Here is a 25249-nt window from a genome sequence, read left to right as displayed (position 1 = left end):
AATATTGATTCCAACTCGTCAATGATCTGTTCGTATATCAAATAACTCCTTCTGAATCATACGTGTTTTGTTATTTCTATTTATATTGCTTTAATAGTTCTTCTATCTGCTAGAAATACCACTCAGGATTGTTTCTATTTACATCTGACTTTATAAGAGCTTTATCGCGCAATACTTTTTATATTTGTTTTTATTTGATTTTATTACATCATTTACTCGCTCATGAGTATTCAGTATATTTTGTACTGCGCTAGCTGGATATACAATCCTACACCTAATTTCCTTCTTTATAATTTCAATTTCAAAAGTATACCCCATTTTCGCGTAGGATACTTTGGGTAAAAATGTAAGTATACCCCTATTGTTTTTTCATTTTATTTTTTAGCTTTTTTGTCTTTGAGGCATTAACGGGGGATACAAACATTAGTTCTTTCATCAGTAAAATATCAGTTAACTGATTTATGGCAACAAAAAACCAACTACCTGGTTGATAGTTGGTAATCTATTTTATCTATAAAACAAATTCTAGAACAAATTGACGAAATAAAGAATTAACAATACAATCTGCGGCATGAATAAGCTAACTATAGATGCTACTATTGCCAGCAATATAAAACGCCTTCCCCTACTCTTAATTTTCTCAGTGGCAATTTCCACGGTCTCTCCCACCCCAAGCTTGCTCTTGTCAATCCTCTTTGAAGCACCAAATATATCCCACAGTCCTGAAATCAACATCAGCAAAGCTCCAATCTGTAGCATTCCTCTTTCCCCCTTAGTATGAATTATATGATTTATCATACCGCATTTGCTATCAACTATCAATATTCAATTATCAAAGATCAATAAATTCTAATTTACTTATTAAAATGATTGATTCAATGTAATAAAAAAACTACCAATATGATTATTGATAGTTCTCTTAATATGAAAAGCCTTAAATTGCAAATAAAAACACCTCAGAAAATGATAGCGCGTCTATTTTGAGCTATTACAGATTCCAATCTAATTAATATTGTTTGCTTAAATAATACCAACTTTTTTAAGAAGATATTGTGCGTTGGTTGTTTTCGACACTCCTTTTTTCATTTTATAATCAAAAAGAATATCGTTATTAGAATATCGTTCATTAAAACAATAATTTTTAATACGCCGGTATGTGCTTTCTAATTTACAAACCTCTAAATCATGTGTCGTAATGATACCGCATATTCCAAGTATATGAAGTCTTTGAAGAACTCCTTCGGCTCCTTTCAACCTGTCAACAGAGTTTGTGCCTCGAAAAATTTCATCAATCAGGAATAGTAGATTCTCATTCACCTGCGCTACATCTATAATTTCTTTAATTCGCTTTAGTTCCGCATAGAATGTGGAAATTTCTTCTGTTAACGCATCCGCTATACGCATAGAAGTCATTACTTTCATCATGGAAAATGTCATTTGATCTGCACATACATAACTTCCGGTACTCGCTAAAATCATATTAATTCCCACAGTTCTCATAAATGTTGTTTTTCCAGACATATTGGAGCCGGAAATAATTAGAATATTATTGTTTAGTTCCAAATCATTACTAACCCTATTTTTATTGTTTAAAAGGGGATGTCCTAAATTTTTAGCCCTAATGGTATTCGGCTGTGTGGAAATTATAGGAAGGCTGGTAACTGAACAATTACGGGGCAGATTTGCCAAACTCAACAAGCTTTCCAATTCTCCTATAGCTGAAAACCACATAGCCACTGAATCACCATGCTTTCGTTTCCATATATCTAAATCCACGGCATTTTTATAATCCCATAGCCATACAGCATTCAAAAAGAGACAAGCAATTCCATTTTGTCGTTGACTGATGTTACTTGATATCTTTGATAAATCTTGTATTGCCTCTTTAGCCGAGTGCAAAATTGATTTGATTTTCTTTAACTGAGAAGAACAAAATTCCTTTTCCACAATTTCCCGAATAACATCATCATATTTTAATATTTTATAAGGGATTTTCCTCATTATTCCTACATATCTATTTGCTTTAAGAAAGCCAATTCCCCAAAGTATAAGTTGAAACAAAATCAAAGAGCTTGTAACAAGTATACCGTATCTGTTCTTTGTTAATATAGAAAAAATGATTGACCCACAAGTGAGTACACGGTAAATATCCAACAAGCATTGTAAAAGCTTACTTTTGATAAAAGTGTTTTTACACTGCAATTCTGAAATAAGCGTGGGAAATGACCTATCTATACCGATTTTTGAAAAGTAATATTCTAAGTGACTACTCCAAGGATAATCATTGCTCAATTCTGAAATAGACTCTTGCCTCATTTGCATATCTTTTTGTGAATAATTAGGATTCAACAAGTCTTGAGCAAACCTTAATCTTCCATTATAAGTATTTGTACTGTTCAAAAACTGAAACAAGGAATACTTGCCCACAATATCTAAATCCATTGCATAGTTGTGGTTGTAATCAATAAACTCTTCCCCAATGTCATCGAATGTTCTCCATTCTCCTGACACGCGGCACAAGTTCCTTTTTGCAATAGCAATAAGGCCCGCCTCATATGCGATACGTTGAAATAGTTTTCTATGATAGATGCAAGCAATAATAAAAATAACCGCTTCTACTAACAACAATACAATAAATTTTAAAGGGAAATAATTTGTCCATGCATTATAAATGGTATACCCTAACATAACTATCCAAATCAATTTGAATCTTCCTACTATATTAGCTAATTTATCGCATTCTTCGTGCTCTGATTCTCTTTGTCGTATTTCAAGTTCGTATTTTTGATACATAAGTAATGGTCTCCATTATAATGATTCAATTATTATATTTTATTATACGAGATAACAAGTAAATATAAAACATTATTTCCATTTTTTCCTGCCCTGCTTGCCCTGTCCCTTTTGCACGCTCCCCTCAATGCAGGGAACAAACTCACTAAATGTTCCGGCGTCAAGCCACGCTCCACTCGCAAATTTTCAATTTTTCCTGTATCGTCAAGGCTGTATTCATAACTACCCCCACCTTTCCCCCGTTTCAGTTTTATCCTCATTTTCATTATACCATACCTTTCCAAAAGTATATACTTGGATTAGTTCTTTCATCAATAAAATATCAGTTTTACTGCATTAAAAAACTACTAACTTAATATTTCATAGTTAGTAGTTAATTGACCTCTTTTTTGTATTAAATTGATATCAAATTCCTTTGTTATTCCAGATACTAGCTAAAATATCTTTTAATACCAAAAAAGCGTCTGTATCATTATATCCATATTCCTTTTTCAAATTATATAGCATTTCTCTTATTTTAGGAATATAATCATTAACATTAACCTCTTGCTGATAAGTTGTTAAAATCGGATACTTTTCACCCCACACCTTTGTCCAATCAATTTCCTGTTGCTTTTCTTCACTGGTCTTTTCAATAACCTGCTGTATTTCCTTTAAATCAATATCGAACTCTATCAGCTCATCTAAAGATAAGCCATATATAGTTGCCAACTTTTTTGATTGGCGTATGTCAGGAAGCGTTTCGTCGAGTTCCCATTTTGAAATAGTTTGTCTACTTACTCCCAATTCTTCTGCAACTTCTTCCTGTGATAGCCCTCTTTTCATTCGTGCATTGAACAAATTACTTCCTAAGTTCATCAATTCCACCTCCAAATTTAATATAAGATAAGTATATCAGTATATAGAAAGAAATCTACCACTAAAGGTCTGCACTTATGCACTTTTTCTTAACATTCTTTAGAGTTGAATTTTGGTTTTACTGCAATCTCTACTAACTATCAATATTAAGTTATCAATGTACAACTAATTTTCTATTACCATTACATGCGATATTCAGTTTTATTGTACGATAACGTTCTTCTTCTCAAAATAGTTTTAGTATCAGGAAGATGATCTGCATCATATTCACCTTCATCATATTTTTCTGGATAATCACACATAATTCTTCGTATTTCATCCCTTACCCACCTTGGGATACAATCTGGAATTACATATTCATTTTTGCCTGCAAATTCGACTTCTAGTAATCCTCCGTTTACACTCATGCATAGAGTAGCCCCAAGTAGTGCTAAACTCTCTATCGTTCCATTATGGTCATGATAATTAAATAGTTTCACAAACTGACACCATTATACATTATACTATAATCAGCACAGCAACTAAAGGAGATTAAAGAAGCTATGAAAAAACTGTTTTTGGTTTCATCTTTTAAGGATGTAGTTAACATATTTACAGATTTTGAAAAAGACTTGAGCGGCAAAACTGTAACCTTTATCCCTACCGCAAGCAAAGTGGAAAAGGTTATATTTTATGTAAATGCGGGTAGGAAAGCACTCGAAAAAATCGGTTTAACCGTTGACGAACTAGAAATATCAACTGCTACAACTGATGAAATAAGCTCTAAAATAAAAAACAATGATTTTATTTATGTAACGGGTGGAAACACATTCTATTTATTACAGGAATTGAAAAGAACAGGTGCAGATAAATTAATTATTGATGAAGTCAACTCTGGCAAACTTTATATCGGTGAATCTGCCGGAGCAATGGTTGCATCAGCGAATGTTGAATATGCAAAGGGAATGGATAGTATTAAAAAAGCACCGGACTTAGAGAGTTTCGATGCTTTAGGTTTTGTAGAGTTTTATACTTTACCACACTATAACAATCCCCCTTTCAAGAAAGCTGCACAAAAAATTATTGATACTTATTCTTCTACATTAAACTTAACCCCAATTAGTAATAGTCAAGCAATATCGGTCAACAATAATGAAATGAAAGTAGAAGGCATCTAAGGTCAAAATAAAGCGCATACTAAAATTACCGCTGCAAAAGAGGAAAAAGAATAAAAATTTTATAAGGGAACAGTGGTTTTGAGAAATATTGCCCAAAGCCTCTATTAATAATCTGTATATATAGATTATATCATAATTTGGAAAATGTTTGAAGTTAATCATTTGGGCAACAGCTTGGCAACAGTTTTGCCATAAAACTCCGATCAAAAAATGAGAGAAGCCATATAAACATTGGTTTACGTGACTTCTCTCACTAAAAAGGGGAGGATAAGTATTCACTCATCTTTGGTATAATCCTATTATGACCTGTTCCGGATGTTTTATTCATATAAAGCAAAGATTATTTTTTTTTATACCGTCTCCCCAAAATATCTTTCCATTTTCTCATTTAATCCTTTTAAATAGATCCTTTTAAGGGAAAGCATGGCTTCCTCCTTTTTTTCCGGCTCCTTTTTTATCTTTTCTTCCAGAGCATTGACCTCTTCCTGACATTTGCAGATCTGGTCTCTCAGCATGGAACGGCTTGGCTTCATCATCAGGGCTGGTAAATCAAGAGTTCTTATGAGGAAACGTGTCACAGCTTCCTCTGCCTTTTCCTCATTCTCATAGATTCTGTTAAAAAAATCACAGACAGCATGATAAATATTATGGTGATCCTTGGATGCTTCTTTCGCTCTGCCGCAAACAGAAAAATTTCCATCCCCTATCATGAAACAGACTGCGTCTGCGTTCTCCTTATCCAGGCTGAATTTATTCTTTTCAATTCCGTCCTGTTCCACCCCTTCATTAATAATATCAAAAATATACCATTTGAATTCGCTGATTTCAGCCGTTTTTTCAAGCGCTTCTAACCCGCATCTTTTCGTATCTTCCATTCCTTCTCCTCTTTTCTGCAACCTATATTTTTTAATACTTTTCCTGAAAGCCGGCCTTTTCATTATATCGAAAGTTTGCCATAACCTCAATCATAAAATAAAATCAACTGCAATAATATCCTTTGATATGCTGTCAGTTTAAATATTTGTAAGCCTTTCAAACAACGTGTTGACGTCGATTTGACCATACCCCCAGATATTGTTGGGATAAGTAATCCCGCTGCTTCGCTGTGCTCCACGTATAAGCAGGCGGTTCACATCGTTTCCGGTGATGTTAGTATAGTTTCCCCTTGGAATCGCCCATTCAAAGACCATGGCAACAACTCCCGCCGCCTGAGCTGCCGCTGATCCGCTTCCTGTTATGCTGCCATATAGGTTTCCCGGAACAGCACAGGTGAGCTCATATCCCGGTGCTGCGATATCTGGCTTGACGAATCCGGTCCTTGTATAACCTCTTCCGGATTCCGGCAGTATGGTATCATTAAACTGATTATATGCGGTAACTGTCAGAGGGTTGGTGGCGTTTGCCGGAGAAGTTATGGTAGTGTCCGGATTGGAATTCATAAAAAAGGTATCTTCTGAAATTAAGTCTCCTGACGGCAGCCAGGCGTGAAAAGAAAATGGCCCATTATCAAGGTTCTGCACCCGGATGCTCCAGATCCCCGGAAGCGGATCCTGAAAACGCATCAAGATCAGCTGGTCCCCGGTTTCTTCTTCAAAAATATAATTATTGACCCATATGACGCTTGGATTAAATACGAAAGCAAATCTTCTGCACTCTCCCAGGGCCGGATAAACCTGCCCCGTTGTCTCTCTGTTTGGAGCGGTTATTTCTATGGACAGCCTTGCCGGAGCAAACGGCCATAGTTCAATAGAAAACAGTTTGTCATTTTCCCCAATTCTTAATTCAAAACTATTCTGGTAGGGTTCCGCAGTGGTGCTGTTAAAATAATGTCTGCGTTTGTTTGCTTCATTACCGGTACTCATGGTTATTGCTGTATGCGGCTGCTGTGCCAGATAATTGGTAATGAAGCTGGTGGCTCCTCGTCCGTCATGGCTTGACTGGTTTGTTCCCATTGCAACGCATATGACAACAGGGCGGTTCAGTTTTTGAGCAACGGTAGTCACATAAGTGATCCCAATAATTAAATCCGACTCCTGATAGCATTCAGCATCCGGGGGAGCAAAAAAGATTTTTTTTAGATTATTCTTTGCCTGCTTTAATTTTACGACCAGAATGTCGGATTCCGGTACAACACCGCTGAATGCCTGCTCCAGGCTCGGTTTTCCCGCAATAATACTTGCGATTGCGGTTCCGTGACCATTGGTATCCACAGAAGGGACTATGGATAATGGATTTTCCGACTTAAGCGCGACATTGATATACTCCCTGGTGTATTCAGTGCCGTACGTAAAGCCCTCTGGCGGTGTCCCATCCTGTATGGTCTGGTCCCATATGGAAAGAATACGGGTCGTTCCGTCATTATATAAAAATGCCTGATGCCGGTAATCAATTCCGGTATCTATGACAGCAACGATCACTCCACGTCCGAATAAAGCCAGATAAGGGTTTCTCTGAACCGTTCCGATACCGGATTTTTCAAGGCTGACGGTGGAGCTTAGGGTCAGCAAGGAAGGAAACGCATTATAAGGATAAGTTCCCAAGTCGCAGGGATTCGCTGAATCAACAGGGATATGAGCCAAAGAATGCCTTAAATCCATAGGTGTTATATTATCTCCGGTATCATATGTGGGAATCATTACATTACTGATGATCAAGTCATAATAATTTTCATCCAATATTTTTTGCATGATCAGGCCTCCCTGTCTATACTACTGGCACATATGATATATTTTATGCAATCAGACCTCTATTATGAGCATAAGAAAAGAAGGGATACAGGCAACGCTCATATCGGAGGTATTGCTGCATAAAATATATCATATGTCTTAAGCAGATCTTATCAGGGAGATTTAATTATGGAGAAAATATTGGACAATAATTATTACGACTTGATTATAAGTAATTTATTAGTTCCTTCCTTTGGAGTCAGTGATGATGTTACATTGCTGAATGACAGGTTTTCCCTGCTGCATGTAGCCAAAAAAAATATGCAGCCATGTGATCTCGGCCAAAATCCTTACCATGTTTTTCCAACCCTCTATACCATTACTTCTGACGTCACCCCTCCGGTGCCCGGCATGGTAAGTGTTGCTCCAGAAAATGATCATACCCTATTCGGGCAGGGAGTAATTATCGGCATCGTGGACACCGGTATTGATTACAGGCATCCCGCATTCCTCAATAAGGATAAAACAACACGGATTCTTTCCATATGGGACCAGACCATACAAGAGGGACCACCTCCCAATGGATTTACTTATGGTACGGAATATACCAAAGCTTCTATCAATGACGCACTGCATTATGAGAATCCTCTTTCCACCGTTCCTACCACTGATACAATTGGCCACGGTACGGCCGTGGCAAGTATCGCTGCCGGATCCCCAGATACGGTAAAGTCGTTTAGCGGCGTTGTTCCAAATTCAGAATTGGTTGTTGTGAAATTAAAAGAAGCCAAGTCAAATCTTAAAATGATTTTTTCTGTACCGGAAGACAAATTTTGTTTTCAGGAATCAGATATTGTTTTAGGAGTGCGCTATTTAATTACTGTAAGTCAGCGCTTGAAACGTCCACTTGTCATATGCATTGCTTTAAGCAGCAGCCAGGGCAGCCACGATGGAAGGGGGGTTTTGAGCACCTACCTGGAGAGTCTGGTTCAGCAGCCTGATCTGGGTGTCTCCATATCAGCTGGAGACGAGGGAAACAACGGCAGACATTATTTTAACAGAACCATTTCTGCACCCCACCTTAATGATTTCCAGATGAATATAGCAGGAAGTGACAAGCAGTTTTTCATGGAACTCTGGGCACACATTCCCGGACGGCTCTCTATTGAAATTTCCGCACCTGACCGGGAAATGGTCTCATCGATCAATCCTTCCTTCAATGATTGCCATAAATATGTTTTCCAGAACAGCCAGAGCATCTTATGGGTAAATAATATGATCTTTGAAAGGGAAAGCGGTGATCAGTTAATTTTATTGCGGTTTGAGAATCCCCTTCCTGGGATCTGGTATTTCCGTGTCCGAAACATGGAGGATGAACCTTTTACTATTAATGCATGGCTGCCCAGCGGTGACTTGATATCAGACGGGACCTTCTTTTTAAATTCCAGTCCGGATATTACCATAACTTCTCCCGGGAATTCCAGACGTACCTTAACCGCAACCGCCTATAATCAGATGACCTCCAATATCCTGGATGAATCAGGAAGAGGTTTTACAAGAAGCGGCTATGTCAAACCTGATGTTGGTGCTCCAGGCTATCAGATCCCTTGTGCTGTTCCCGAAAATCAATACGGAACCTTAACAGGCACCGGCGCTTCTGCCGCCATTGCGGCGGGTGCAATAGCCATCATTTTTGAATGGTCCCAGAACAAAGGCAACTTCACTTATATTACCGGCGAACAAGTCAACCGCATAATTATAAGAGGAGCGCAACGGAACCCTGCCTACAGCTATCCCAACAATATATGGGGCTTTGGGCAACTGGATGTAAACCGTGTATTCGAACTCTTTTCCTCGCTCGTATATGAAAAATAAAAGAAACCAACGAATGTATTGGTTTCTTTCAAAATCCAGATTCCTATCATTTAATCTTCCTGTGCTGTTTCCGGTTGTCCATTCAGCTGGCTTGTACAATTTGGGCAGCGGGTTGCGCTTACATTGATACGACTAAAGCAATATGGGCACTCCTTGTCCGTAGGAGCAGCAGGTTCCGCCTGCTGCTTCTTTCCTCGCAGGGAGTTTATCACCTTTATCATCATGAAAATAACAGAAGCCATAATTAAAAAATTGATAACTGCCGTAATAAAGGAACCATAAGCAAATACCGGACCAAGTGCCTGTGCAGTCTGAAGTGTGGAAACATCCGCACCTTGCGGAGCCGCATACAGAAGAACGAATTTATTGGTGAAGTCCACTCCCCCGGTAATCACTCCGATCAGAGGAGATATAATATCCTTTACCAGGGAATTGACGATCGCCTGAAAAGCAGCACCGATGATAACACCAACTGCCAGATCCACCACATTCCCGCGTAAAACAAATTCTTTAAACTCAGCTATAATACCTTTTTTATTTCCCATAAACATGCCTCCTCTCTAACAGATTTAAGAAACCTGTTGGTTGATTTTGGAATCATCATATCATAAAATAGCAGATTCTGCAATTCGTGAAACAAAAGCAACTGGTTGGATGAATCGAAAAAAGCGGGTCCGGAATACCGGATACCCGCTCATCCTGCTATCAGCCTCGCCTATCTTTTGCCAAACCTGCAACATGGATCATTGCAGCCATCTCTGAATCCTTCACAATATGCTTCTCTTTTTGCTTCAGCACAAGGATCTACATTGCTTTTGTTACAGCATCTATTGTCACGGCAATTATTCCAGTTGTTACAATTATTGTTGCAATTGCAGCCACCAGACCAAGAATTTGAACATCCCATATCATATACCTCATCTCTTAATGATACTATATAATATGGGATGACCAGACAAGATGTGAATCATTCAAAAATATACGGATTCTCTCACTTATAATTCCCTGATAATATTGATTTTACGGCATTCTCAATTTCTTCATAACCGGTACATCTGCATAAATTGGATTGCAGCCATTCCTCTATGATCGGATCATCAGCGTCTGGCTTGTGCATGGCCAGCGCATGGCAAACCATCAGAAACCCGGAAGTACAATAACCGCATTGAAATCCCCAATTTTTTATAAATGCATCTTGTATTGGAGCATTCTTCAGCCCTTCAACTGTGGTTATTCTATGACCGACTGCTTCCACCGCCAGCATCAGACAGGATTTGACCGGCATGTCATCGACTAATACCGTGCAGGCGCCGCAGTCTCCGTTCTCACAGCCGCTTTTGGCTCCGGTTAAAGACAATTCCTCCCGTAGAACATGAAGCAGAGTATAGGCTGGTTTGACCATAACGGTTTTATCTTCACCATTCACATTAAGAACAATAATACTATTACCTGATAAATGCATACAGCCCCTCAATTCCTGAAAGGATCAGCCGATCTTTTCAAAATTACGAAACATTTCCTGAAGCATATTTTCTAATACAAATTCTTTATATTCCCTGCTTCCAGATAAATCACCTTTGCAATCACTGTGGGCCAAATTGATTATTTTATTGATTTTTTGCTCCACGTTATATAATTTATGGTTTATGATCCTTTCGGATAAAATAATGGGGTTATCGCCATATCCCGTAATCGCCGTTTTAATGGCCTTCTTATTTTTCAAAGCCACCATGGTGATTAATGGATAATCTATTTTCTCCTGTTTCGTCCTTTTTACATGATTGTAAGGCAAACTCAGATCATTTTCTTCTATCAATACAGATACCAGAAATTCTCCTTTTTTTAACTGCAGTTTTCCATTGAATGCCTTTGAAAACGGCAATTCGGCTAAACCACCCTGTGTCATTACCTGCAAGGAACAATCACTGATCATCAGCGGCAAGGCTGCCTCACGATATTTAATTGTGCCTGCCAGATTGCCTCCTATGGTGATTTTCCCCTGGATCGTGTGATCTGCAATTCTTTTTATCGTTTTGGACAACAGGGGATATGCATTGCATTCCGCAATGTTTGTAAGGGTTTGTGCGGCACCAATCCTGAATTTCCCACCGCTCACCTCAAGCTGGCTGCATTCAGGTATTCCTTTTAAATCAATGACCGAATCAAATACTATCCCCTTTACCCTGGCCATACTGATAATTTCCGTTCCTCCCCCATAATAAAGAGGTTTTTTATTATTTATAAGCAAATCTTGATAGCACTTAAATGCTTCATCCATGCTTTCTGGTTTATAATAATCGAAATCAAAAGGAATCATCGTTTCAACCTTTCCCTCCATATGAATTCAGGCGTAATGGGAAGCCGGTTTACATCAATATGAGCTGCCAATGATATGGCATTTGCCAATGCGGCAGGTATTCCAATAATGCCGTGCTCTGCAATGCCTCTGGCTCCATATGGCGCATCTATTTGAGGTGTCTCTACAAAATCAACTACATATTCCGGATTTTCTCCATACCGGATCATTTTATAGGTACGAAAGCTTGTATCTTCTACAATTCCATCTTCATTATAAACAAAATCCTCACTGGTACCAAGTCCCAGCCCCATGCACATTCCGCCCATAACCACACCTCTTGCAGTCTTAGGATTTATGACCTTGCCTGCATCTATTACAGTGGCCGCTTTTAACAGCCGGTAAGTATGCAGCCTGGTATCATATTCAATTTCAACGGCCTGGGCACCTACCGTCCAGCTCCGGCCTGGCGTTCCCCGTCCCGATGCCTCAGCCAGAGGCGTAAGATTGCCCATGACATAGCTGCCACGTCCAATTACAGGCCCCTTAAAAGAATTGCCGTTGGAAAATTTGTAGCCTTTCACCAGGTCCTTGAACATGATATAAAGCTCAGGATCATGTTTTACAAAAATCATCTTATTCTCAAATTCCAGTTCTTCCGTCGGGCACCGCAGGGCAATTGATGCAAGATTCATCAGCTGGGATATGGCATCATCCGCCGCATTCAATACAGCCCGTCCAACCAGATAGGTGGTCATACTGGCAACGGTTTTCCATAAATACGGAGTTGACTGGGTATTTACATCCAGCTTTACATAAATGTCATTGATGCTGATTCTCATTTTCTCTGCCAATATCTGGGCCGCAGTTGTCTTCATTCCAGGCCCTATTTCAGTGGCACCACAATCCAGATTTACGCTTCCATCCGTATTAAAGGTTAAAACGGCGCTTGCGCCTGCATCTGTGGGGGTATCTGAGGTCTTGATTAAGCAGCTGATCCCTTTTGCTCTGACCAAACCGTTCTCTTCAATGATCCGGGCTCCTTCCTCCCAGTTCATGATTGTTTTTAGTCTCTCAAGGCATTCTGCTGCATTCCCTGTATTGCTGGCGGTAACTTTGACCTGGGTGGGAGTTAAATCTCCGGCTTTTACCAGGTTTAAAAGCCTTAGCTGAAAAGGATCCACCCCTGTTTCGACTGCCAGTTTATCCATCATTCTTTCCAGGCAAAAGGTATGTGCCTCATGTCCGAATCCGCGGAAAGAGGTGATATATGGATGGTTTGTATAAACGCTGTAGCAATCGCACTCTATATTTGGTATCCGGTAAGGTCCGGCACACTCCGCAGCAATTGCTTTTGTTATTTTAGGAGAAATATCAGAGTAAGCGCCGGTATCGATCTGGAATGTCATTTCAGCAGCCATAATCTGTCCGCTTTTTTTCGCTCCGATCCTAATGGTTCCTTCTAGCCCCAGATGACATGGAGAAGTGACCATATCTTCTTCTCTTGTATTTGCCAGGTTGATCCATTTTCCTTTCACACTCATTGCCGCTATTACCGCAAGCACCTCTGGCTGTATACATGCTTTTCCACCAAATGCACCGCCAACAAAGGGAACCTGGACTACGATCTTTCCCTCCGGAATATTAAGATATTTACTGATCGATTCCTTGACCTCATAAGGAGATTGAGATGATGTCTTGATTCTGACACTGTCATCCGGCATGATCATGCAGTGGACTGCCCTTGTTTCCATGGCGGCGTGATCAGATTGTGGCAGGGAAAAACTGCCCTCTACAACAATTTCACTTTCCAGCCAGCCTTTCTGCATATCGCCTTTTCTGATCTTTTGATGATGACAGATATTCGTTCCTTTTACAGGATAGACTTCCTTCGTAGATTTTGTATATAACATGAGAGAGTCATGTATGATGACAGGATTCTTTTTGAAAGCCTCTTTTACGGAATTCACAACCGGTAAGGGTTTATACTCCACAAGTATCTTACCCGCTGCCGCCTTTGCCTGCATCTCATCATCCGCAATCACGATGGCAATCGGCTCACCATAGTAACGTACTTTATCTCTGGCTAAGGGAGGTCTGTCCTGAAGCATGGATCCACAGATAACCTGATGGTCTTTTGCAGTAATGACCGCTCTGACCCCTGGCATAGCAGAGGCTTCTCTGGTATCTACGGATATAATCTGGGCATGCGCATGAACACTTGTAAATAACCTGGCGTAGAGCATAGGAGAATCTGATAAATCATTGGTATATTGGGCTGCGCCTGTTACTTTATCTTTTGCCTCTTTTCTTATCGTGTCTTTTCCCAGTTGGGTTTCCATTGACCGCCTCCTAAAAACATTCTATCTGCTTATTAATACATGATCACCGTTTTTTAGCTGCACCACATCTGCTCGTAGTGCCTTCCCCAAATCAATCATACATGTTTCCCGTTCTGTTAAATCCGGGATAAATAAGGTCAAAGGATCACCTGATATGATTCTTTCTTTATTATCTGTTATATAGACTAATATTTCCGGACTACTCTTCCCCATTGATATCCCCTCCTCCTATATTAGTATCCATAATTGTAGTGATCTTTCTGCTGCTTTCCAATACAGGTGTCTTTTTTATTACGTCTATTATTGCATCAGGATCACGGATAATTGGTACAAAAGCCAATAACATCGCTCCACTTGTGAAATTCTTTCGGGTAAAACTGTACCGTTTTACACCAAAGGTCCGGGTAGCCTCAAAAAGCATGGCCTGCCTCTGCCCATAATTCTCAACTGTGATTCTGAATTTATCACTCTTGGGCTCTATAACAATGCCGATGCCTTCTTTTAAAAACAACTCCCGGCTTCTCTCAGTTCCCAACACACTCGTAACAAACATGCCATTTACAAGCAGATCCGAATGGTCTATGGTTATTTTCCCTTCTCTTATGTTGCAGATGTCACCGATGCATTTGCCTTTTGTTAATCTTGTCAGTAAATAAATTATGCCAAAACCGCTGATAGCGGCAGCTATCATATTTATGACCAGACTGTCAGCAGATATAATACATAAAACCAATACAACAAACAGGGAAGTAAGCAGGGATAAATAATTTCTGGATTCATAGGTTTTGGCAATACCGTCAATATAAGCGGCCCCTCTTTTTGAATATTCCGTTTTTTCCAGATCTTCAAGGCTTTCTTTTTCTGTTTTTCTCACATCCCGGAAATGTTGGATGGCTAAGGCAATAAACGTAACGGCCGTAAATTCTTTATTTAACAGAGACGGAATTGCAACGGCCCCCAGAAAAGAAGCCAGAATACCTATCACTATGTTAATAAAGCCACCGGTAGGATAACTGGGATTTTGACGCGTATCAATGCGAAGTGTGACGATTCGCGCAATTGTTCCCATTACTATCCCGCACAAAATGATGAAAAGATCGTGAAATGCTAGTGTTTTTTCCATTCTTTTATCATGGTATCACTTGTGAAACCATATTTCTCCAATCCTTATTTTGGTCTATTATCTCCTTTTTGTTTTACAATATGCATAAATAGAACCACTCATAGATTGCTCCTTTAAAAAGTACCGGCGGCGGCTTTGAAAGAATTCAAAGCCGCCGCCGGTACTTTTTATTACACAATTATTTTAAATGAGATTGTTTGACAATGGTTTCCACTGTAATATTCATCTTTTTCTTTCGAGCCTCATCCTTTAGTAGAATCAGACAAAGAAGATCAATCGTATAAAGGGTCGATAATTGACTGTTTACAAACCTTTCCTGGTCAACAAACAAGGGATTTACTACAGGAAAACAAAAATCAGCGCACTGTGCGATTGTGCTGTCGGTAAAACTGGTCAGACAGATGAGTTTTGCCCCATTTTGTTTTGCCGCCCTGACAGCATTGATAACTTCCGCAGTTTCACCAGATATGGATATTGCAATTACCAGATCCCCGGGGCCTAATATTGAACTGTAGATCACCATCAAATGAGAATCTGTTACACTTTGTACATGAAATCCCATACGGGACAGACGAAGCATGGTTTCACAGGCAGTCAGCCCTGATGATCCAACCCCGAATATATAGATATTTCCTGCCCCTGCAATCTGGTCAGCTAAGTACTCCAATGCCTTTCTATCTATCATCTGATTGGAATGTTCAATTACAGTCTTATAAAAATCATAAACCTGAGTTACAAGATCGTCTGAGTGAGCGATCTTGTTTCCTGCACCTGCGCTTCCAAGCTGAATTTTCAGTTCCGCAAAAGATTTTTGTCCTACCTTCTTGCAGAAGCGGGTAATCGTACCGTCAGAAACTCCAACGGTAGACGCAAGGACAGAGATATTCATATTCCTTATATGATTCCCTTCCTTTAGAATGTAATCAGCAATACTTCGTTCTTTATCTGTAAACGTATTATATTTCTTTTGAATCGATGAAAGAATATCCATATTGGTACCTCTTATACTTTCGTCTTTAATTTGTGAAAAACTAACCCTTATTTAATAAAGTGTTCTTATTATATCACTTTTTAATTAAAACGAAAAGATTCAGAGATAACAAAAAGGAATACGTAATTTTATTTAAAAACCTTTGATACTGCATCAGAAAATCCACGTGTGATGCATTGAGGGCGTGTGATTGCAGTTCCCACAACGACTGCGTAAGCTCCCGTTTCAATAGCCCTCGCAGCCTGCTCCGGTGTGCTGAAATTCCCCTCTGCTATAACTGGATGAGTACATTTCGCAATCAATGACTGAAGTACCTGAAATTTATCCAATCCTTGAGACTGAGGTGTATATCCCAGCAGGGTCAGACCCACAAAATCAAAACCAATCTCGTCTGCGCGCAACCCCTCTTCTTCCGTTGAAATGTCTGCCATAAATTTTTGATGAGGATATTTTTCATGAAGCTTATACAGAAAATCCACATCCTGACTAATCGTAGCATCTACGGCGACTACATCAACACCGGTCTGAACCAGCGCATCTACCTCTGCAAATGTGGGCGTGATATAAGGTTTGCCTTCTTCATATACCTTCTTGATAATTCCGATAATCGGAAGATCCACATGTCTCTTGATTTCTTCAATATCTTCCACGCTGTTTGCACGAATACCGACTGCGCCTCCTTCTTTTGCCGCCAGAGCCATACGCCCCATGATAAATGAACTGTGCAGGGGTTCCTCCGGAAGCGCCTGACAGGATACAATTAATCCTCTATTCATAAGTATTACATCTCCCTAATCTTCGCCAATTATGTCGTTTATTTTTGATTTAATCAAATCTGCTTTCGCTCCGAATATTGCCTGAATACCCCCTTTGACCTCTAGTACGGCCGCTGCGCCTTCCCGCTTTATGGCCTCTTTGTCAACCTTGGTAATATCCTTTACCGCTACACGCAGACGGGTAATACAAGCATCACAATCTTCGATATTCTCCTTACCGCCCAGAGCCGCAAGTACGCGAACTGCCGTTTCTGCGATCGTACCCTTTGTCTCTACATTTACCTCATCTTCTTCTCCTTCCTCGCGGCCCGGAGTCGGGATATTAAATTTTGTGATCAGGAAACGGAACAGTACATAATACAGAAGTGCCCAGAATACTCCCACCACTACTACATAGATCCAGTGCGTCCTTGCATTGCCCTGCAGGACTCCAAATAAGGTAAAATCAATGATTCCGCCGGAAAACGTGTTTCCGATACGAACACTTAAAAGATCAGCAATTGCAAAAGAGAGACCATCTAAAAATGCATGAATCACATACAGCCAAGGAGCTACAAACAGAAACATGAATTCAATAGGTTCCGTGATGCCGGTTAAAAATGATGTCAGAGCAGCCGAGAAAAACAAACCGAATACTAATTTACGGCGTTTCTGTGGAACACAATGATACATGGCTAGACATGCGGCCGGTAAACCAAAAATCATGGTATCAAAACGGCCTGCAAAAAACCGCGTACCCTCGGTATACATTCCTGTAAAATTAGGATCAGCCAGCTGGGCAAAGAATATCTTCTGAGCACCTACAATTTCCTGGCCCGCCACAGTAGCAACTCCGCCTAATTCCGTATACCAGAACATGGGGTAAATCATGTGATGCAGGCCCACAGCCCCACAAAGCCTCATCAAAAATCCATACAGGAAAGTCCCGAAAACTCCCATACTTGCGATGGTCTGGCCGCTGGAAATGAGCAATGACTGAAAAGGAGGCCAGATCATGAAAAATATTGCGCCGATAAAAATTGCTGCAAAAGAGGATACAATCGGAATAAAACGTGATCCTCCGAAAAATCCCAGGAATGGAGGCAGCTGTATATCGCGGTACCGGTTATGAAAATATGTAACCATGCAGCCAATTACAATCGAACCTACAACTCCGGTATCAATTGTGTTTCCATCCGGTTTAAAAACTGAGAGCAATGCGCCGATTGACGCATTCATGACAAGAAAAGCAACCGCAGCTGCCAGACCCGCCGTTCCTTTGTCTTTTTTTGCAAGCCCCACTGCCAGACCAATACACATGATTAGCGACAGATTTCCAAACACCACTTCTCCCGCTTTGCTCATAACAGTAAAGATTGCCTGCAGAGCAAAAATGTTCAAAAATGGATAAGCTGCGATTGTGTTTGGATTGGACATTGCCCCGCCAATTCCTAACAGGAGACCTGCTGCCGGAAGAATGGCAATCGGTAACATAAATGCCTTACCTAATTTTTGTAGCTGCTTAAACATAAATATATACCTCCTCCTTGTGCGCATATTGTACAAGTAATGTTTCAATATGCATTTCTTTTTGGTTGATTTCATTATATTTTATAAAATTATTTTAGTCAATATCTTTTTAATAATAATTATTTTAATCTAACAAAATAGGTATCTAAGCGCTTCAACAGGTATTACAGCAGTTTAGGGAGCTATGTAATGTGACAAAAAAATGACGGTACATGGGGAAACCGGCTTGAAATAGCCATTTACGATACTGCTCCGTGAATACAAAGCAGTGGGAAAATGTGTTTTTTACCGGGGCCATCGCCCCGGCTGATAATAAGTATATGATGTAGTATAAACTATTGCCTGATTTTACCTTCTCTATAGTGCTTGCGGCATAATGAAATGTATTTATCATTTGCCCCCATTAATATTTGCTGTCCTTCTCTGATTACATTTCCATCTTTATCAATCCTTGCGTTCATATTCGCACTATTGCCGCACCAGCAGACTGTCTTAAGTTCTTCAATTTCATCTGCCAGTTCCATCAAGCGTTTGGATCCTGGAAAAAGGTGGGATGTGAAATCCGTTCTGAGGCCATAACAGAAAACTGAAATATCGTATTCATCAACAATATTTGAAAGTTGTTCAATATCATTTTCTGAAAGAAATTGTACTTCATCCACAATGATTGCATCCAATTCTTTGATTGAATTATAATCGTATTGTTTGAATTCAGACCATAAAATGCAATCTGCTTCCAACCCGATTCTCGATCTGATTTTCGTTTTTTCATCCCTGGTTTCAGCATCAGGTTTTATTAATAATACCTTTTTTCCCTTTTCTATAAAATTATATCTTGTCATTAGTGCGTTAGCCGTCTTTGAACTCCCCATTGCACCATATCTGAAAAACAATCTAGCCATTTATTTCTCCTTTACTGTAAAAAAATTAGAAGTTCGCTGATTGAAAAAGGTCTATAATAATTCTTGGAAAAAGCTCACGCCGTACTTTTTTCCGATACTGCATCTCCTCTGACGTACGGCCACTGACTAAAGATTTATTGGCAACCGTATTATCCGAAACGCTAAAGAGTGCAGCCATTGGAATGCCAGCAAAAGCTGCAGCTTTAAAAGCCGCGGCTGTTTCCATTTCAATGACGTTGCAGCCCATACCTATGATTTCATCAATATGAACAAACTGTGCAAATACCGTATCAGTACTGTAATTATTCCCAATATGCCACTTTACACCACTTTCATCGCATCTAAAACTGGTGGCCTTTATTAAACGCTCGTACATCATTTTATCTGGATATTGTTTTTCACCAAATGCATCGCCATCTGCAAGCTTATCAGAAGATATGTAACGACTTGCACCGTCGCCACAAATGGAATATGCCGGAATTACAATATCTCCAATACCTATTTTATCATCCAAAGAACCAACAGACCCTATGAAAGCAATTTGCCTGCATGGGGTAACACCCAAGGCTAAAAGAACATCCATCAATACAGGTGCACCGATTCCAGTTTTTATATAACTGATTTTCAAGCAATCAATCGTGAGATTCCAAACTTTTATCGAAGAATAATCGGATTCACTTAAATATTCAAAAGTTCCAAAACCCGGAAAAATCGGTGGTTCCCACCAAGGAGCGATAATTACATTCTTATGTATTTGATCTGGATCTATCCCAATGCTATGAATACAAATATCACGTTTAGTTGATCCAAATCTCTCCATACTGACAATTAAATCCTGATAATTCATCTGTTGCCCCCCCAATCATATAGTCAATCGGATTTTCACAATCTGTTTCGCTGCTAGATCAAATCATATTTAAACACTTAATTTATACAGATAATGCAACATCTCACCGTTGTAGTATGTTGTATAAAATTCTTTTACTTTTTTCATGCCATTTCGCTCAGCAACTTTTATGGAAGCTGAATTATCCGACTTGATGACGGAATGGATCTCTTAGAATTCCTCAGACTCCTTTAAATATATTCCCCACAGTCCAAAACCATATTCCCGATAGCGATCGATATTTCGATTGAGCCATACCAAAACGTCCTCATCGGTAAATTGGTGCTCATATGCATACATAACCTCATCGTCCTGCAACATAGAAGCTAAATCAAAAAAATCATTTTGTGACATTTCTCTAGTCTTTAATCTTTTTGTTTCTAAAATCATACGCTCCCTCCTTTTAGCACATATCGATATTTATGTTGCCGGAAAAGTTACTAATAGCTTTGCATTATACTTTTAATAAATCACTCTTATCATATCGCATTAATATAAAATTATCTATGCCAACGGGCGTTTCTTTCTTATATTCTTGAACTTTGAAAAAACCTGCTTTTGTATAACACTTTATTGCCCTTTTGTTAAAAGCCCTCACTTCTAATTCAAGAAATTTATCAGTAAACCGTTGTTCAAATTCATGAATAATCAAACTCATCAATTGTTTACCGTAACCGCTCCCACAAAATCGGGGATTTAATCCCAATCCTAACATAACAATTTGACTATTTATTGAAAATCGAAAATATCCACATAGTTGGAGTTTTCCATCCAATTCTATTGTAACTGCCTTAAACTCTTCTTTGCGCTTATCGGCTATGGTAATTGCCCACTTTTGTTCTGCGATTTTATCCCAATTCGGAAAATTGTAGACACTATATGCGTTATCATATTTCCAAGTGCTTATTTCTTTTGCATAGTCTTCAGTGAACTCTGTTTGGTCAAGCATTACCATCTTGCTCCTTCATTTATGATCTGATTTGCTCTATCTATGATTAAATTTTTGCAAAAAAACTACTAACTTAATTACTGATAGCTAGTAGTCTTTTATACCTATTCAATTTATTGACTCAGCAATGTGCTCATTATGAGTAGTTTAGAAAACATATTACTGGCGGTCATATCAAGCCTTTTTGATTATCTTTTGGGATCTTGGTAAGCAGGATGGACACCAAAACTACTTAACTACAGTTTTTTAGCCAATCATGAAAATGCAGATCAAACAGTGGTTTATTTTCTATTTGCAGATTATGCCCTGCTTTATCAAGACACAGAAAACTTAAACGTGGTAAATGTTTTACTAATTCCCATGTATCTTCATAACCAACACAATTATCTTGCTTTCCTGTTAATACTGCAATAGGTTTGTTGAAGTTTATATCTTTCAGCGATGCTTCAAAAGAAAAACCATATCCATCTTTTTGGTATGTATTTATGAAATCTATATCAGCATTTTTTAAACCTGGCATGATTTCATTTCTATATCTTCCCCATGTTTTAGTTGTAGCAATAACCGCATAATCCATAAAATCCTGAAAATCATCTTTTTCACGAACTTCAGGTTTTAAATCCTGTTCTATAACAAGAATTTCTTTTTGTGCAAGATTTCGACTTTCATGTTTACTGATTACGCAAGGACATAATAAGAATACTCCGCTAATATTTAGATTCCCTTTTAACATCAGTCCCAATGATAAATACCCACCATAAGATTGACCAACTAATAAAAAGCTTTCATCTTTAATGACATCTTTTATAAAATTGATCAAAAAAGATAACATATCATCTGCATTTTTTATATTCGGATTCATCTCGGAACTACCAAATCCCGGCAGATCAATATAAATCCTTCGGTAATGATCAAAAGACGCCATGATAGGTTCAACACACCCTACCATGGTTCTATGATCCTCTGGAAACCCATGAATACAGAGTATAGGTTTTCCTGAACCATATTCTTCATAGTAAACAGGATGATTATCTATCTTACTTATCATATTTGATTAATACCTCTCATTCCTTTTAGTCTTTCAATCATATTATCTCTTTGCTCAGCTTTTGCGTCCTTATAGACAGCTCAGCATTGCGTTTCTACAGGTGAATATCGATATATGAGATTGTGGACTGCTTGCAAAGTACCTTGGGGTCTTTAGGAGATGGATACACTTGGACATGAACTCGGTATGCACAGATATATACCAAGTACCCTTACGTGACAATTGAGGCGATCAAAGTTATATTATAATAGTTATCTAGTGGAGGCACTGCATTTCTACGAGAGTATTATCGCAAGGATTCCATTTCCTTTTTTACTCAGCAATCACCCTCGTCACGACCATGTCTTTCACAGCGGCCGGTTCCAGTTCTAAGGCTACGGCAAGTTCTCCATAAAGCAGGTCTTCCGCCATTTTAAAATAAAAATCATCCTTTGCCGAATTTTTTTTACCTTCTGCCAACCCCTTTTGTTTCCTTACATATAGTGTCTTAATAATCTGAAGCCATCCGGAACACTCATTTTTCATCATGATATCCTTATAGTTTCCTTCTCGCTGTCTATCGTCAAGCACCCACGTGGTCGGAGTATCTGGAATCAGATTAATCAGCTCTATGGCTTCTTCCCTGGTAGATACTTCTCTCATGGGTGCCTTTAAATTGTCTACGGGCGTATATACAACACATTGCTGTGCCTCATAAAGAGGTTTCAGCGTATAGTAAAGGCGGTCATCATCCACTGAGGACATGTTAAGGCTTCCTACCGCCTCTACCCTGCATATTCCATGGGTTCCGAATACTACTAGATCATTTACCTGAAACATAATTATTCCTCCTGCCTGAATGCCAACACTTGATACAAAGTTACAATTTCTATATATTAAGTCTAACACTTTAAAAATTTTTTGTAAGTGTTTTTTGTTTTTTTTCATATTTTCGTGAAATTTAGCTAGACGATGCCCTGTCCTCACTTGTGAAAATTGTATAAAAATAATTAAAAAACGCTCCAAAATTCAGACATTTATAAGAGTGCCGCTTTTGGAGCGTTGAAAATATATTCTATTTTCCTGCTGTGACTTTCTCATTCTGTGCCGCCAGTTTAACAGCTGCACTGGCACCTACACGACTGCATCCAGCTTCAATGTAAGCTCTTAAATCCTCCAGGGTTCTGACTCCTCCGGCTGCTTTTATCTTGACATCGGGTCCGATGTGCTTTTTAAATAAATCAATATCTTCAAGAGTTGCCCCTCCAGTTCCGAAACCGGTGGAAGTCTTAATATAGTCAGCTCCGGCTGCGGTAACTGCCTTACACATGGCAATCTTTTCTTCCTCGGTCAGATAACAGGCCTCAATGATAACCTTTAAGATGTTTTTGCCTGTTTCTTTTTTCAGTTCTGCGATTTCTTTTTCAACCTTGTCATAATCCCCATTTTTCACATCACTGATATTTACTACCATATCCACCTCAGAGGCTCCGTCTTCAATGGCTTTCTTCGTCTCAAGGATCTTTGATTCTGTTACACTGTAGCCCAGAGGAAATCCGACTACAGTACAGATATTAAGTCCTGGAAATTGATCATGTACCCGGCTGATATAGCAGGGAGGTATACATACGGAAGCAGTTTTATATTCCACGGCTTCCTTACAAAGCTCCTCTATATCCTCCCAAGTGGCAAACGCCTTTAACTGTGTGTGGTCTACATAGCTTAACATTTCTAAATCTGTCATTATAGTTTCCTACCTTTCTATTTTGTCAGGCGTCTTACGCCTTCTTTGGTAACGCTGGCATAAATCAGAGGTTCTGCCTCCGGCTTCTGCCCGCTTATGGTGACTGCCTTTAAAAATTCCTCCTCAGAAGCCGCAAACAGCTCTTCCTTTGAAGCATAAAGCAAAGCTATGGTCTCTCCCTCTTCCACCTTCTGGCCTACCTTTTTCTTAAGGGCGATTCCAGCCGTATAATCAATCACACTCTCCTTAGTAACTCTACCAGCTCCTAAAAGGGAGGAGGCGATTCCGCATTGCTCGGTATTCATATGGGTGATATAACCGCTCTTTAAGGCCTTCACTTCTCTTTCAAAGGCCGCTCTGGCAAAAAGCGAGGTGTCTTTGATCACCGAAGAGTCGCCTCCCTGAGCTTCCACCATGGCGATAAGCCGCGCCAAGGCACTTCCGTCGGCAATGGCGCCTTCTGCCAGCGCCAGGCATTCTTCCATACTTCCCTTTCCTGCCAGATAGAGCATACCGGCAGCCAGGTTTAGGCAAACCGACTTAAGATCTTCAGGTCCTCTTCCACGAAGGGTTTCCACTGCTTCAATGACTTCTAAGCTGTTGCCGATCAGGCTTCCTAAAGGAATGTCCATATTAGTTATGAGAGCCATGGTCCTCTTACCTGCATGCTCCCCAATCGCCACCATCTTTTCCGCCAAAGTGATGGAGTCTTCAAGGGTCTTCATAAATGCTCCGCTGCCGGTCTTCACATCCAAAAGAATACAGTCATTTCCTGCTGCCAGTTTTTTACTCATAATAGAAGCGGCAATTAAGGGAATGCTGTCCACGGTTGCTGTCACATCCCGAAGAGCGTAGAGTTTTTTATCCGCTGGAGCCAGATTACCGGACTGTCCGATAACGGAAAGTCCGGCGGTGTTGACCACTTGGAAAAACTCTTCCTCTGTCAGGACAGTCCGCATTCCCGGTATGGATTCCATTTTATCGACGGTTCCTCCGGTATGGCCCAGGCCGCGGCCTGACATCTTCGCAACCTTGACCCCGCAGGCGGCCACGATTGGAGCCACCACCAGAGTCGTCTTATCTCCCACACCTCCGGTGGAGTGCTTATCCACTTTCACTCCCTGTATGGGCGATAAGTCTACCATATCACCGGAATGAGCCACTGCATCCGTGAGTATGGCTGTTTCTTCATCGCTCATTCCCTTAAAATAAATGGCCATCAACATGGCGGACATCTGGTAATCCGGAATATCTCCTTTTACGTAGCCTTTGATCATAAAGCGGATCTCTTCCTCTGTCAGAGGTTCTCCGTTCCGCTTTTTTGCAATTACATCGTACATTCTCATGACACTCAA

The 25249-nt window shown here is 39.7% G+C and carries 26 protein-coding genes; 2 read left to right on the top strand and 24 right to left on the bottom strand.

The annotated features are described in order from the left end of the window. Positions 1 to 525: 525 nt before the first annotated feature. The 5 genes from ACHZES_RS01290 to ACHZES_RS01270 all read right to left on the bottom strand — a co-directional run bounded on the left by ACHZES_RS01290 (position 526) and on the right by ACHZES_RS01270 (position 4058). Entirely contained in the window at positions 526 to 759 is a 234-nt protein-coding gene (locus ACHZES_RS01290; protein WP_395548627.1) for a hypothetical protein, read from the bottom strand. 261 nt (positions 760 to 1020) lie between these two features. Beyond that, positions 1021 to 2793 (bottom strand): MutS family DNA mismatch repair protein, encoded by a 1773-nt coding sequence (locus tag ACHZES_RS01285; RefSeq protein ID WP_395548629.1) that lies wholly within the window; start codon positions 2791 to 2793, stop codon positions 1021 to 1023. A 32-nt stretch (positions 2794 to 2825) separates the two neighbouring features. Then, entirely contained in the window at positions 2826 to 3059 is a 234-nt protein-coding gene (locus ACHZES_RS01280) for a hypothetical protein (RefSeq protein WP_395548630.1), read from the bottom strand. Positions 3060 to 3198: 139 nt separating this feature from the next. Beyond that, positions 3199 to 3651 carry a helix-turn-helix transcriptional regulator gene (locus ACHZES_RS01275; RefSeq protein WP_395548631.1) on the bottom strand — a complete coding sequence of 151 codons (453 nt, stop codon included), beginning with the start codon at positions 3649 to 3651 and terminating at the stop codon, positions 3199 to 3201. Between the two features lie 182 nt (positions 3652 to 3833). Beyond that, entirely contained in the window at positions 3834 to 4058 is a 225-nt protein-coding gene (locus ACHZES_RS01270; RefSeq protein ID WP_404820314.1) for a hypothetical protein, read from the bottom strand. Positions 4059 to 4193: 135 nt separating this feature from the next. Here ACHZES_RS01270 and ACHZES_RS01265 point away from each other — a divergent pair, with 135 nt between their 5' ends. After that, entirely contained in the window at positions 4194 to 4808 is a 615-nt protein-coding gene (locus ACHZES_RS01265; protein ID WP_395548633.1) for a peptidase E, read from the top strand. A gap of 350 nt (positions 4809 to 5158) precedes the next feature. Here ACHZES_RS01265 and ACHZES_RS01260 read toward each other — a convergent pair whose 3' ends face one another. Together ACHZES_RS01260 and ACHZES_RS01255 are read right to left on the bottom strand one after the other, a co-directional pair. Further along, positions 5159 to 5683: a hypothetical protein gene (locus tag ACHZES_RS01260; RefSeq protein WP_395548634.1), complete on the bottom strand. Its 525-nt coding sequence runs from the start codon at positions 5681 to 5683 to the stop codon at positions 5159 to 5161. Positions 5684 to 5821: 138 nt separating this feature from the next. Next, a complete protein-coding gene (locus ACHZES_RS01255; RefSeq protein WP_154520784.1) occupies positions 5822 to 7495 on the bottom strand; it encodes a S8 family peptidase in 1674 nt (557 codons plus the stop codon). A gap of 168 nt (positions 7496 to 7663) precedes the next feature. Here ACHZES_RS01255 and ACHZES_RS01250 point away from each other — a divergent pair, with 168 nt between their 5' ends. Further along, on the top strand, positions 7664 to 9349 hold the full coding sequence (locus ACHZES_RS01250; RefSeq protein WP_395548635.1) for a S8 family peptidase: 1686 nt from the start codon (positions 7664 to 7666) through the stop codon (positions 9347 to 9349). Positions 9350 to 9399: 50 nt separating this feature from the next. Here ACHZES_RS01250 and mscL read toward each other — a convergent pair whose 3' ends face one another. The 17 genes from mscL to ACHZES_RS01165 form a co-directional block, all read right to left on the bottom strand. Continuing rightward, the gene (gene mscL / locus ACHZES_RS01245) at positions 9400 to 9894 is read right to left on the bottom strand and encodes a large conductance mechanosensitive channel protein MscL (RefSeq protein ID WP_395548636.1); all 495 of its coding nucleotides are present in this window, start codon (positions 9892 to 9894) and stop codon (positions 9400 to 9402) included. Positions 9895 to 10340: 446 nt separating this feature from the next. Beyond that, a complete protein-coding gene (locus tag ACHZES_RS01240) occupies positions 10341 to 10811 on the bottom strand; it encodes a (2Fe-2S)-binding protein (protein WP_038285002.1) in 471 nt (156 codons plus the stop codon). A 24-nt stretch (positions 10812 to 10835) separates the two neighbouring features. Then, complete coding sequence (locus tag ACHZES_RS01235; RefSeq protein WP_395548638.1) at positions 10836 to 11687, bottom strand: FAD binding domain-containing protein; 852 nt, start codon at positions 11685 to 11687, stop codon at positions 10836 to 10838. Next, positions 11663 to 13987 (bottom strand): xanthine dehydrogenase family protein molybdopterin-binding subunit, encoded by a 2325-nt coding sequence (locus ACHZES_RS01230; RefSeq protein WP_395548639.1) that lies wholly within the window; start codon positions 13985 to 13987, stop codon positions 11663 to 11665. Before ACHZES_RS01230 ends, ACHZES_RS01235 begins: the two co-directional genes overlap by 25 nt. Before the next feature lie 21 nt (positions 13988 to 14008). Further along, positions 14009 to 14200: a capping complex subunit for YIEGIA gene (locus ACHZES_RS01225; RefSeq protein ID WP_038284995.1), complete on the bottom strand. Its 192-nt coding sequence runs from the start codon at positions 14198 to 14200 to the stop codon at positions 14009 to 14011. Continuing rightward, positions 14187 to 15110, bottom strand: coding sequence for a YIEGIA family protein (locus tag ACHZES_RS01220; RefSeq protein ID WP_038284993.1), 924 nt, complete (start codon positions 15108 to 15110; stop codon positions 14187 to 14189). The genes ACHZES_RS01225 and ACHZES_RS01220 overlap by 14 nt, the downstream gene beginning before the upstream one ends. 178 nt (positions 15111 to 15288) lie before the next feature. Continuing rightward, positions 15289 to 16101: a MurR/RpiR family transcriptional regulator gene (locus ACHZES_RS01215; RefSeq protein WP_154520788.1), complete on the bottom strand. Its 813-nt coding sequence runs from the start codon at positions 16099 to 16101 to the stop codon at positions 15289 to 15291. 128 nt (positions 16102 to 16229) lie between these two features. Next, entirely contained in the window at positions 16230 to 16877 is a 648-nt protein-coding gene (locus ACHZES_RS01210) for an N-acetylmannosamine-6-phosphate 2-epimerase (RefSeq protein ID WP_038284754.1), read from the bottom strand. A gap of 15 nt (positions 16878 to 16892) precedes the next feature. Further along, the gene (locus tag ACHZES_RS01205) at positions 16893 to 18386 is read right to left on the bottom strand and encodes a PTS transporter subunit EIIC (protein WP_395548642.1); all 1494 of its coding nucleotides are present in this window, start codon (positions 18384 to 18386) and stop codon (positions 16893 to 16895) included. A 335-nt stretch (positions 18387 to 18721) separates the two neighbouring features. After that, positions 18722 to 19288 carry a thymidine kinase gene (locus tag ACHZES_RS01200; RefSeq protein WP_395548644.1) on the bottom strand — a complete coding sequence of 189 codons (567 nt, stop codon included), beginning with the start codon at positions 19286 to 19288 and terminating at the stop codon, positions 18722 to 18724. A gap of 25 nt (positions 19289 to 19313) precedes the next feature. Continuing rightward, the gene (locus ACHZES_RS01195; protein ID WP_395548645.1) at positions 19314 to 20135 is read right to left on the bottom strand and encodes a hypothetical protein; all 822 of its coding nucleotides are present in this window, start codon (positions 20133 to 20135) and stop codon (positions 19314 to 19316) included. Between the two features lie 210 nt (positions 20136 to 20345). Next, a complete protein-coding gene (locus tag ACHZES_RS01190; protein WP_395548646.1) occupies positions 20346 to 20564 on the bottom strand; it encodes a GNAT family N-acetyltransferase in 219 nt (72 codons plus the stop codon). A 64-nt stretch (positions 20565 to 20628) separates the two neighbouring features. Beyond that, on the bottom strand, positions 20629 to 21123 hold the full coding sequence (locus tag ACHZES_RS01185; RefSeq protein ID WP_395548648.1) for a GNAT family N-acetyltransferase: 495 nt from the start codon (positions 21121 to 21123) through the stop codon (positions 20629 to 20631). 232 nt (positions 21124 to 21355) lie between these two features. Then, positions 21356 to 22171: an alpha/beta fold hydrolase gene (locus tag ACHZES_RS01180; protein WP_395548649.1), complete on the bottom strand. Its 816-nt coding sequence runs from the start codon at positions 22169 to 22171 to the stop codon at positions 21356 to 21358. Positions 22172 to 22483: 312 nt separating this feature from the next. Beyond that, positions 22484 to 22990 (bottom strand): CarD family transcriptional regulator, encoded by a 507-nt coding sequence (locus ACHZES_RS01175; RefSeq protein WP_038284741.1) that lies wholly within the window; start codon positions 22988 to 22990, stop codon positions 22484 to 22486. Between the two features lie 235 nt (positions 22991 to 23225). Next, entirely contained in the window at positions 23226 to 23894 is a 669-nt protein-coding gene (deoC, locus tag ACHZES_RS01170; RefSeq protein WP_154520792.1) for a deoxyribose-phosphate aldolase, read from the bottom strand. A 17-nt stretch (positions 23895 to 23911) separates the two neighbouring features. Then, positions 23912 to 25240, bottom strand: coding sequence for a pyrimidine-nucleoside phosphorylase (locus tag ACHZES_RS01165; protein WP_038284732.1), 1329 nt, complete (start codon positions 25238 to 25240; stop codon positions 23912 to 23914). Positions 25241 to 25249: the final 9 nt, after the last annotated feature.

Origin of the sequence: Lacrimispora sanguinis (assembly GCF_044987295.1) — a bacterium.
GTDB lineage: Bacteria > Bacillota > Clostridia > Lachnospirales > Lachnospiraceae > Lacrimispora > Lacrimispora celerecrescens_B.
Note: the sequence above shows the minus strand (reverse complement) of the source record. Positions and strands in the feature narration are given on the sequence as shown.

Bases quoted from the DNA above. Each gene is read 5' to 3' on its own strand.
- ACHZES_RS01210 (WP_038284754.1), bottom strand. From the start codon at position 16,877: ATGAATAGAGGATTAATTGTATCCTGTCAGGCGCTTCCGGAGGAACCC.
- ACHZES_RS01250 (WP_395548635.1), top strand. From the start codon at position 7,664: ATGGAGAAAATATTGGACAATAATTATTACGACTTGATTATAAGTAAT.
- ACHZES_RS01255 (WP_154520784.1), bottom strand. From the start codon at position 7,495: ATGCAAAAAATATTGGATGAAAATTATTATGACTTGATCATCAGTAAT.
- ACHZES_RS01215 (WP_154520788.1), bottom strand. From the start codon at position 16,101: ATGGATATTCTTTCATCGATTCAAAAGAAATATAATACGTTTACAGAT.
- ACHZES_RS01285 (WP_395548629.1), bottom strand. From the start codon at position 2,793: ATGTATCAAAAATACGAACTTGAAATACGACAAAGAGAATCAGAGCAC.
- ACHZES_RS01230 (WP_395548639.1), bottom strand. From the start codon at position 13,987: ATGGAAACCCAACTGGGAAAAGACACGATAAGAAAAGAGGCAAAAGAT.
- ACHZES_RS01225 (WP_038284995.1), bottom strand. From the start codon at position 14,200: ATGGGGAAGAGTAGTCCGGAAATATTAGTCTATATAACAGATAATAAA.
- ACHZES_RS01290 (WP_395548627.1), bottom strand. From the start codon at position 759: ATGCTACAGATTGGAGCTTTGCTGATGTTGATTTCAGGACTGTGGGAT.
- deoC (WP_154520792.1), bottom strand. From the start codon at position 23,894: ATGACAGATTTAGAAATGTTAAGCTATGTAGACCACACACAGTTAAAG.
- ACHZES_RS01185 (WP_395548648.1), bottom strand. From the start codon at position 21,123: ATGCTTGACCAAACAGAGTTCACTGAAGACTATGCAAAAGAAATAAGC.
- ACHZES_RS01200 (WP_395548644.1), bottom strand. From the start codon at position 19,288: ATGGCTAGATTGTTTTTCAGATATGGTGCAATGGGGAGTTCAAAGACG.
- ACHZES_RS01240 (WP_038285002.1), bottom strand. From the start codon at position 10,811: ATGCATTTATCAGGTAATAGTATTATTGTTCTTAATGTGAATGGTGAA.
- ACHZES_RS01180 (WP_395548649.1), bottom strand. From the start codon at position 22,171: ATGATAAGTAAGATAGATAATCATCCTGTTTACTATGAAGAATATGGT.
- ACHZES_RS01275 (WP_395548631.1), bottom strand. From the start codon at position 3,651: ATGAACTTAGGAAGTAATTTGTTCAATGCACGAATGAAAAGAGGGCTA.
- ACHZES_RS01190 (WP_395548646.1), bottom strand. From the start codon at position 20,564: ATGATTTTAGAAACAAAAAGATTAAAGACTAGAGAAATGTCACAAAAT.
- ACHZES_RS01235 (WP_395548638.1), bottom strand. From the start codon at position 11,687: ATGGAGGGAAAGGTTGAAACGATGATTCCTTTTGATTTCGATTATTAT.
- ACHZES_RS01270 (WP_404820314.1), bottom strand. From the start codon at position 4,058: ATGAGTGTAAACGGAGGATTACTAGAAGTCGAATTTGCAGGCAAAAAT.
- mscL (WP_395548636.1), bottom strand. From the start codon at position 9,894: ATGGGAAATAAAAAAGGTATTATAGCTGAGTTTAAAGAATTTGTTTTA.
- ACHZES_RS01220 (WP_038284993.1), bottom strand. From the start codon at position 15,110: ATGGAAAAAACACTAGCATTTCACGATCTTTTCATCATTTTGTGCGGG.
- ACHZES_RS01205 (WP_395548642.1), bottom strand. From the start codon at position 18,386: ATGTTTAAGCAGCTACAAAAATTAGGTAAGGCATTTATGTTACCGATT.
- ACHZES_RS01280 (WP_395548630.1), bottom strand. From the start codon at position 3,059: ATGAAAATGAGGATAAAACTGAAACGGGGGAAAGGTGGGGGTAGTTAT.
- ACHZES_RS01260 (WP_395548634.1), bottom strand. From the start codon at position 5,683: ATGGAAGATACGAAAAGATGCGGGTTAGAAGCGCTTGAAAAAACGGCT.
- ACHZES_RS01165 (WP_038284732.1), bottom strand. From the start codon at position 25,240: ATGAGAATGTACGATGTAATTGCAAAAAAGCGGAACGGAGAACCTCTG.
- ACHZES_RS01195 (WP_395548645.1), bottom strand. From the start codon at position 20,135: ATGAATTATCAGGATTTAATTGTCAGTATGGAGAGATTTGGATCAACT.
- ACHZES_RS01175 (WP_038284741.1), bottom strand. From the start codon at position 22,990: ATGTTTCAGGTAAATGATCTAGTAGTATTCGGAACCCATGGAATATGC.
- ACHZES_RS01265 (WP_395548633.1), top strand. From the start codon at position 4,194: ATGAAAAAACTGTTTTTGGTTTCATCTTTTAAGGATGTAGTTAACATA.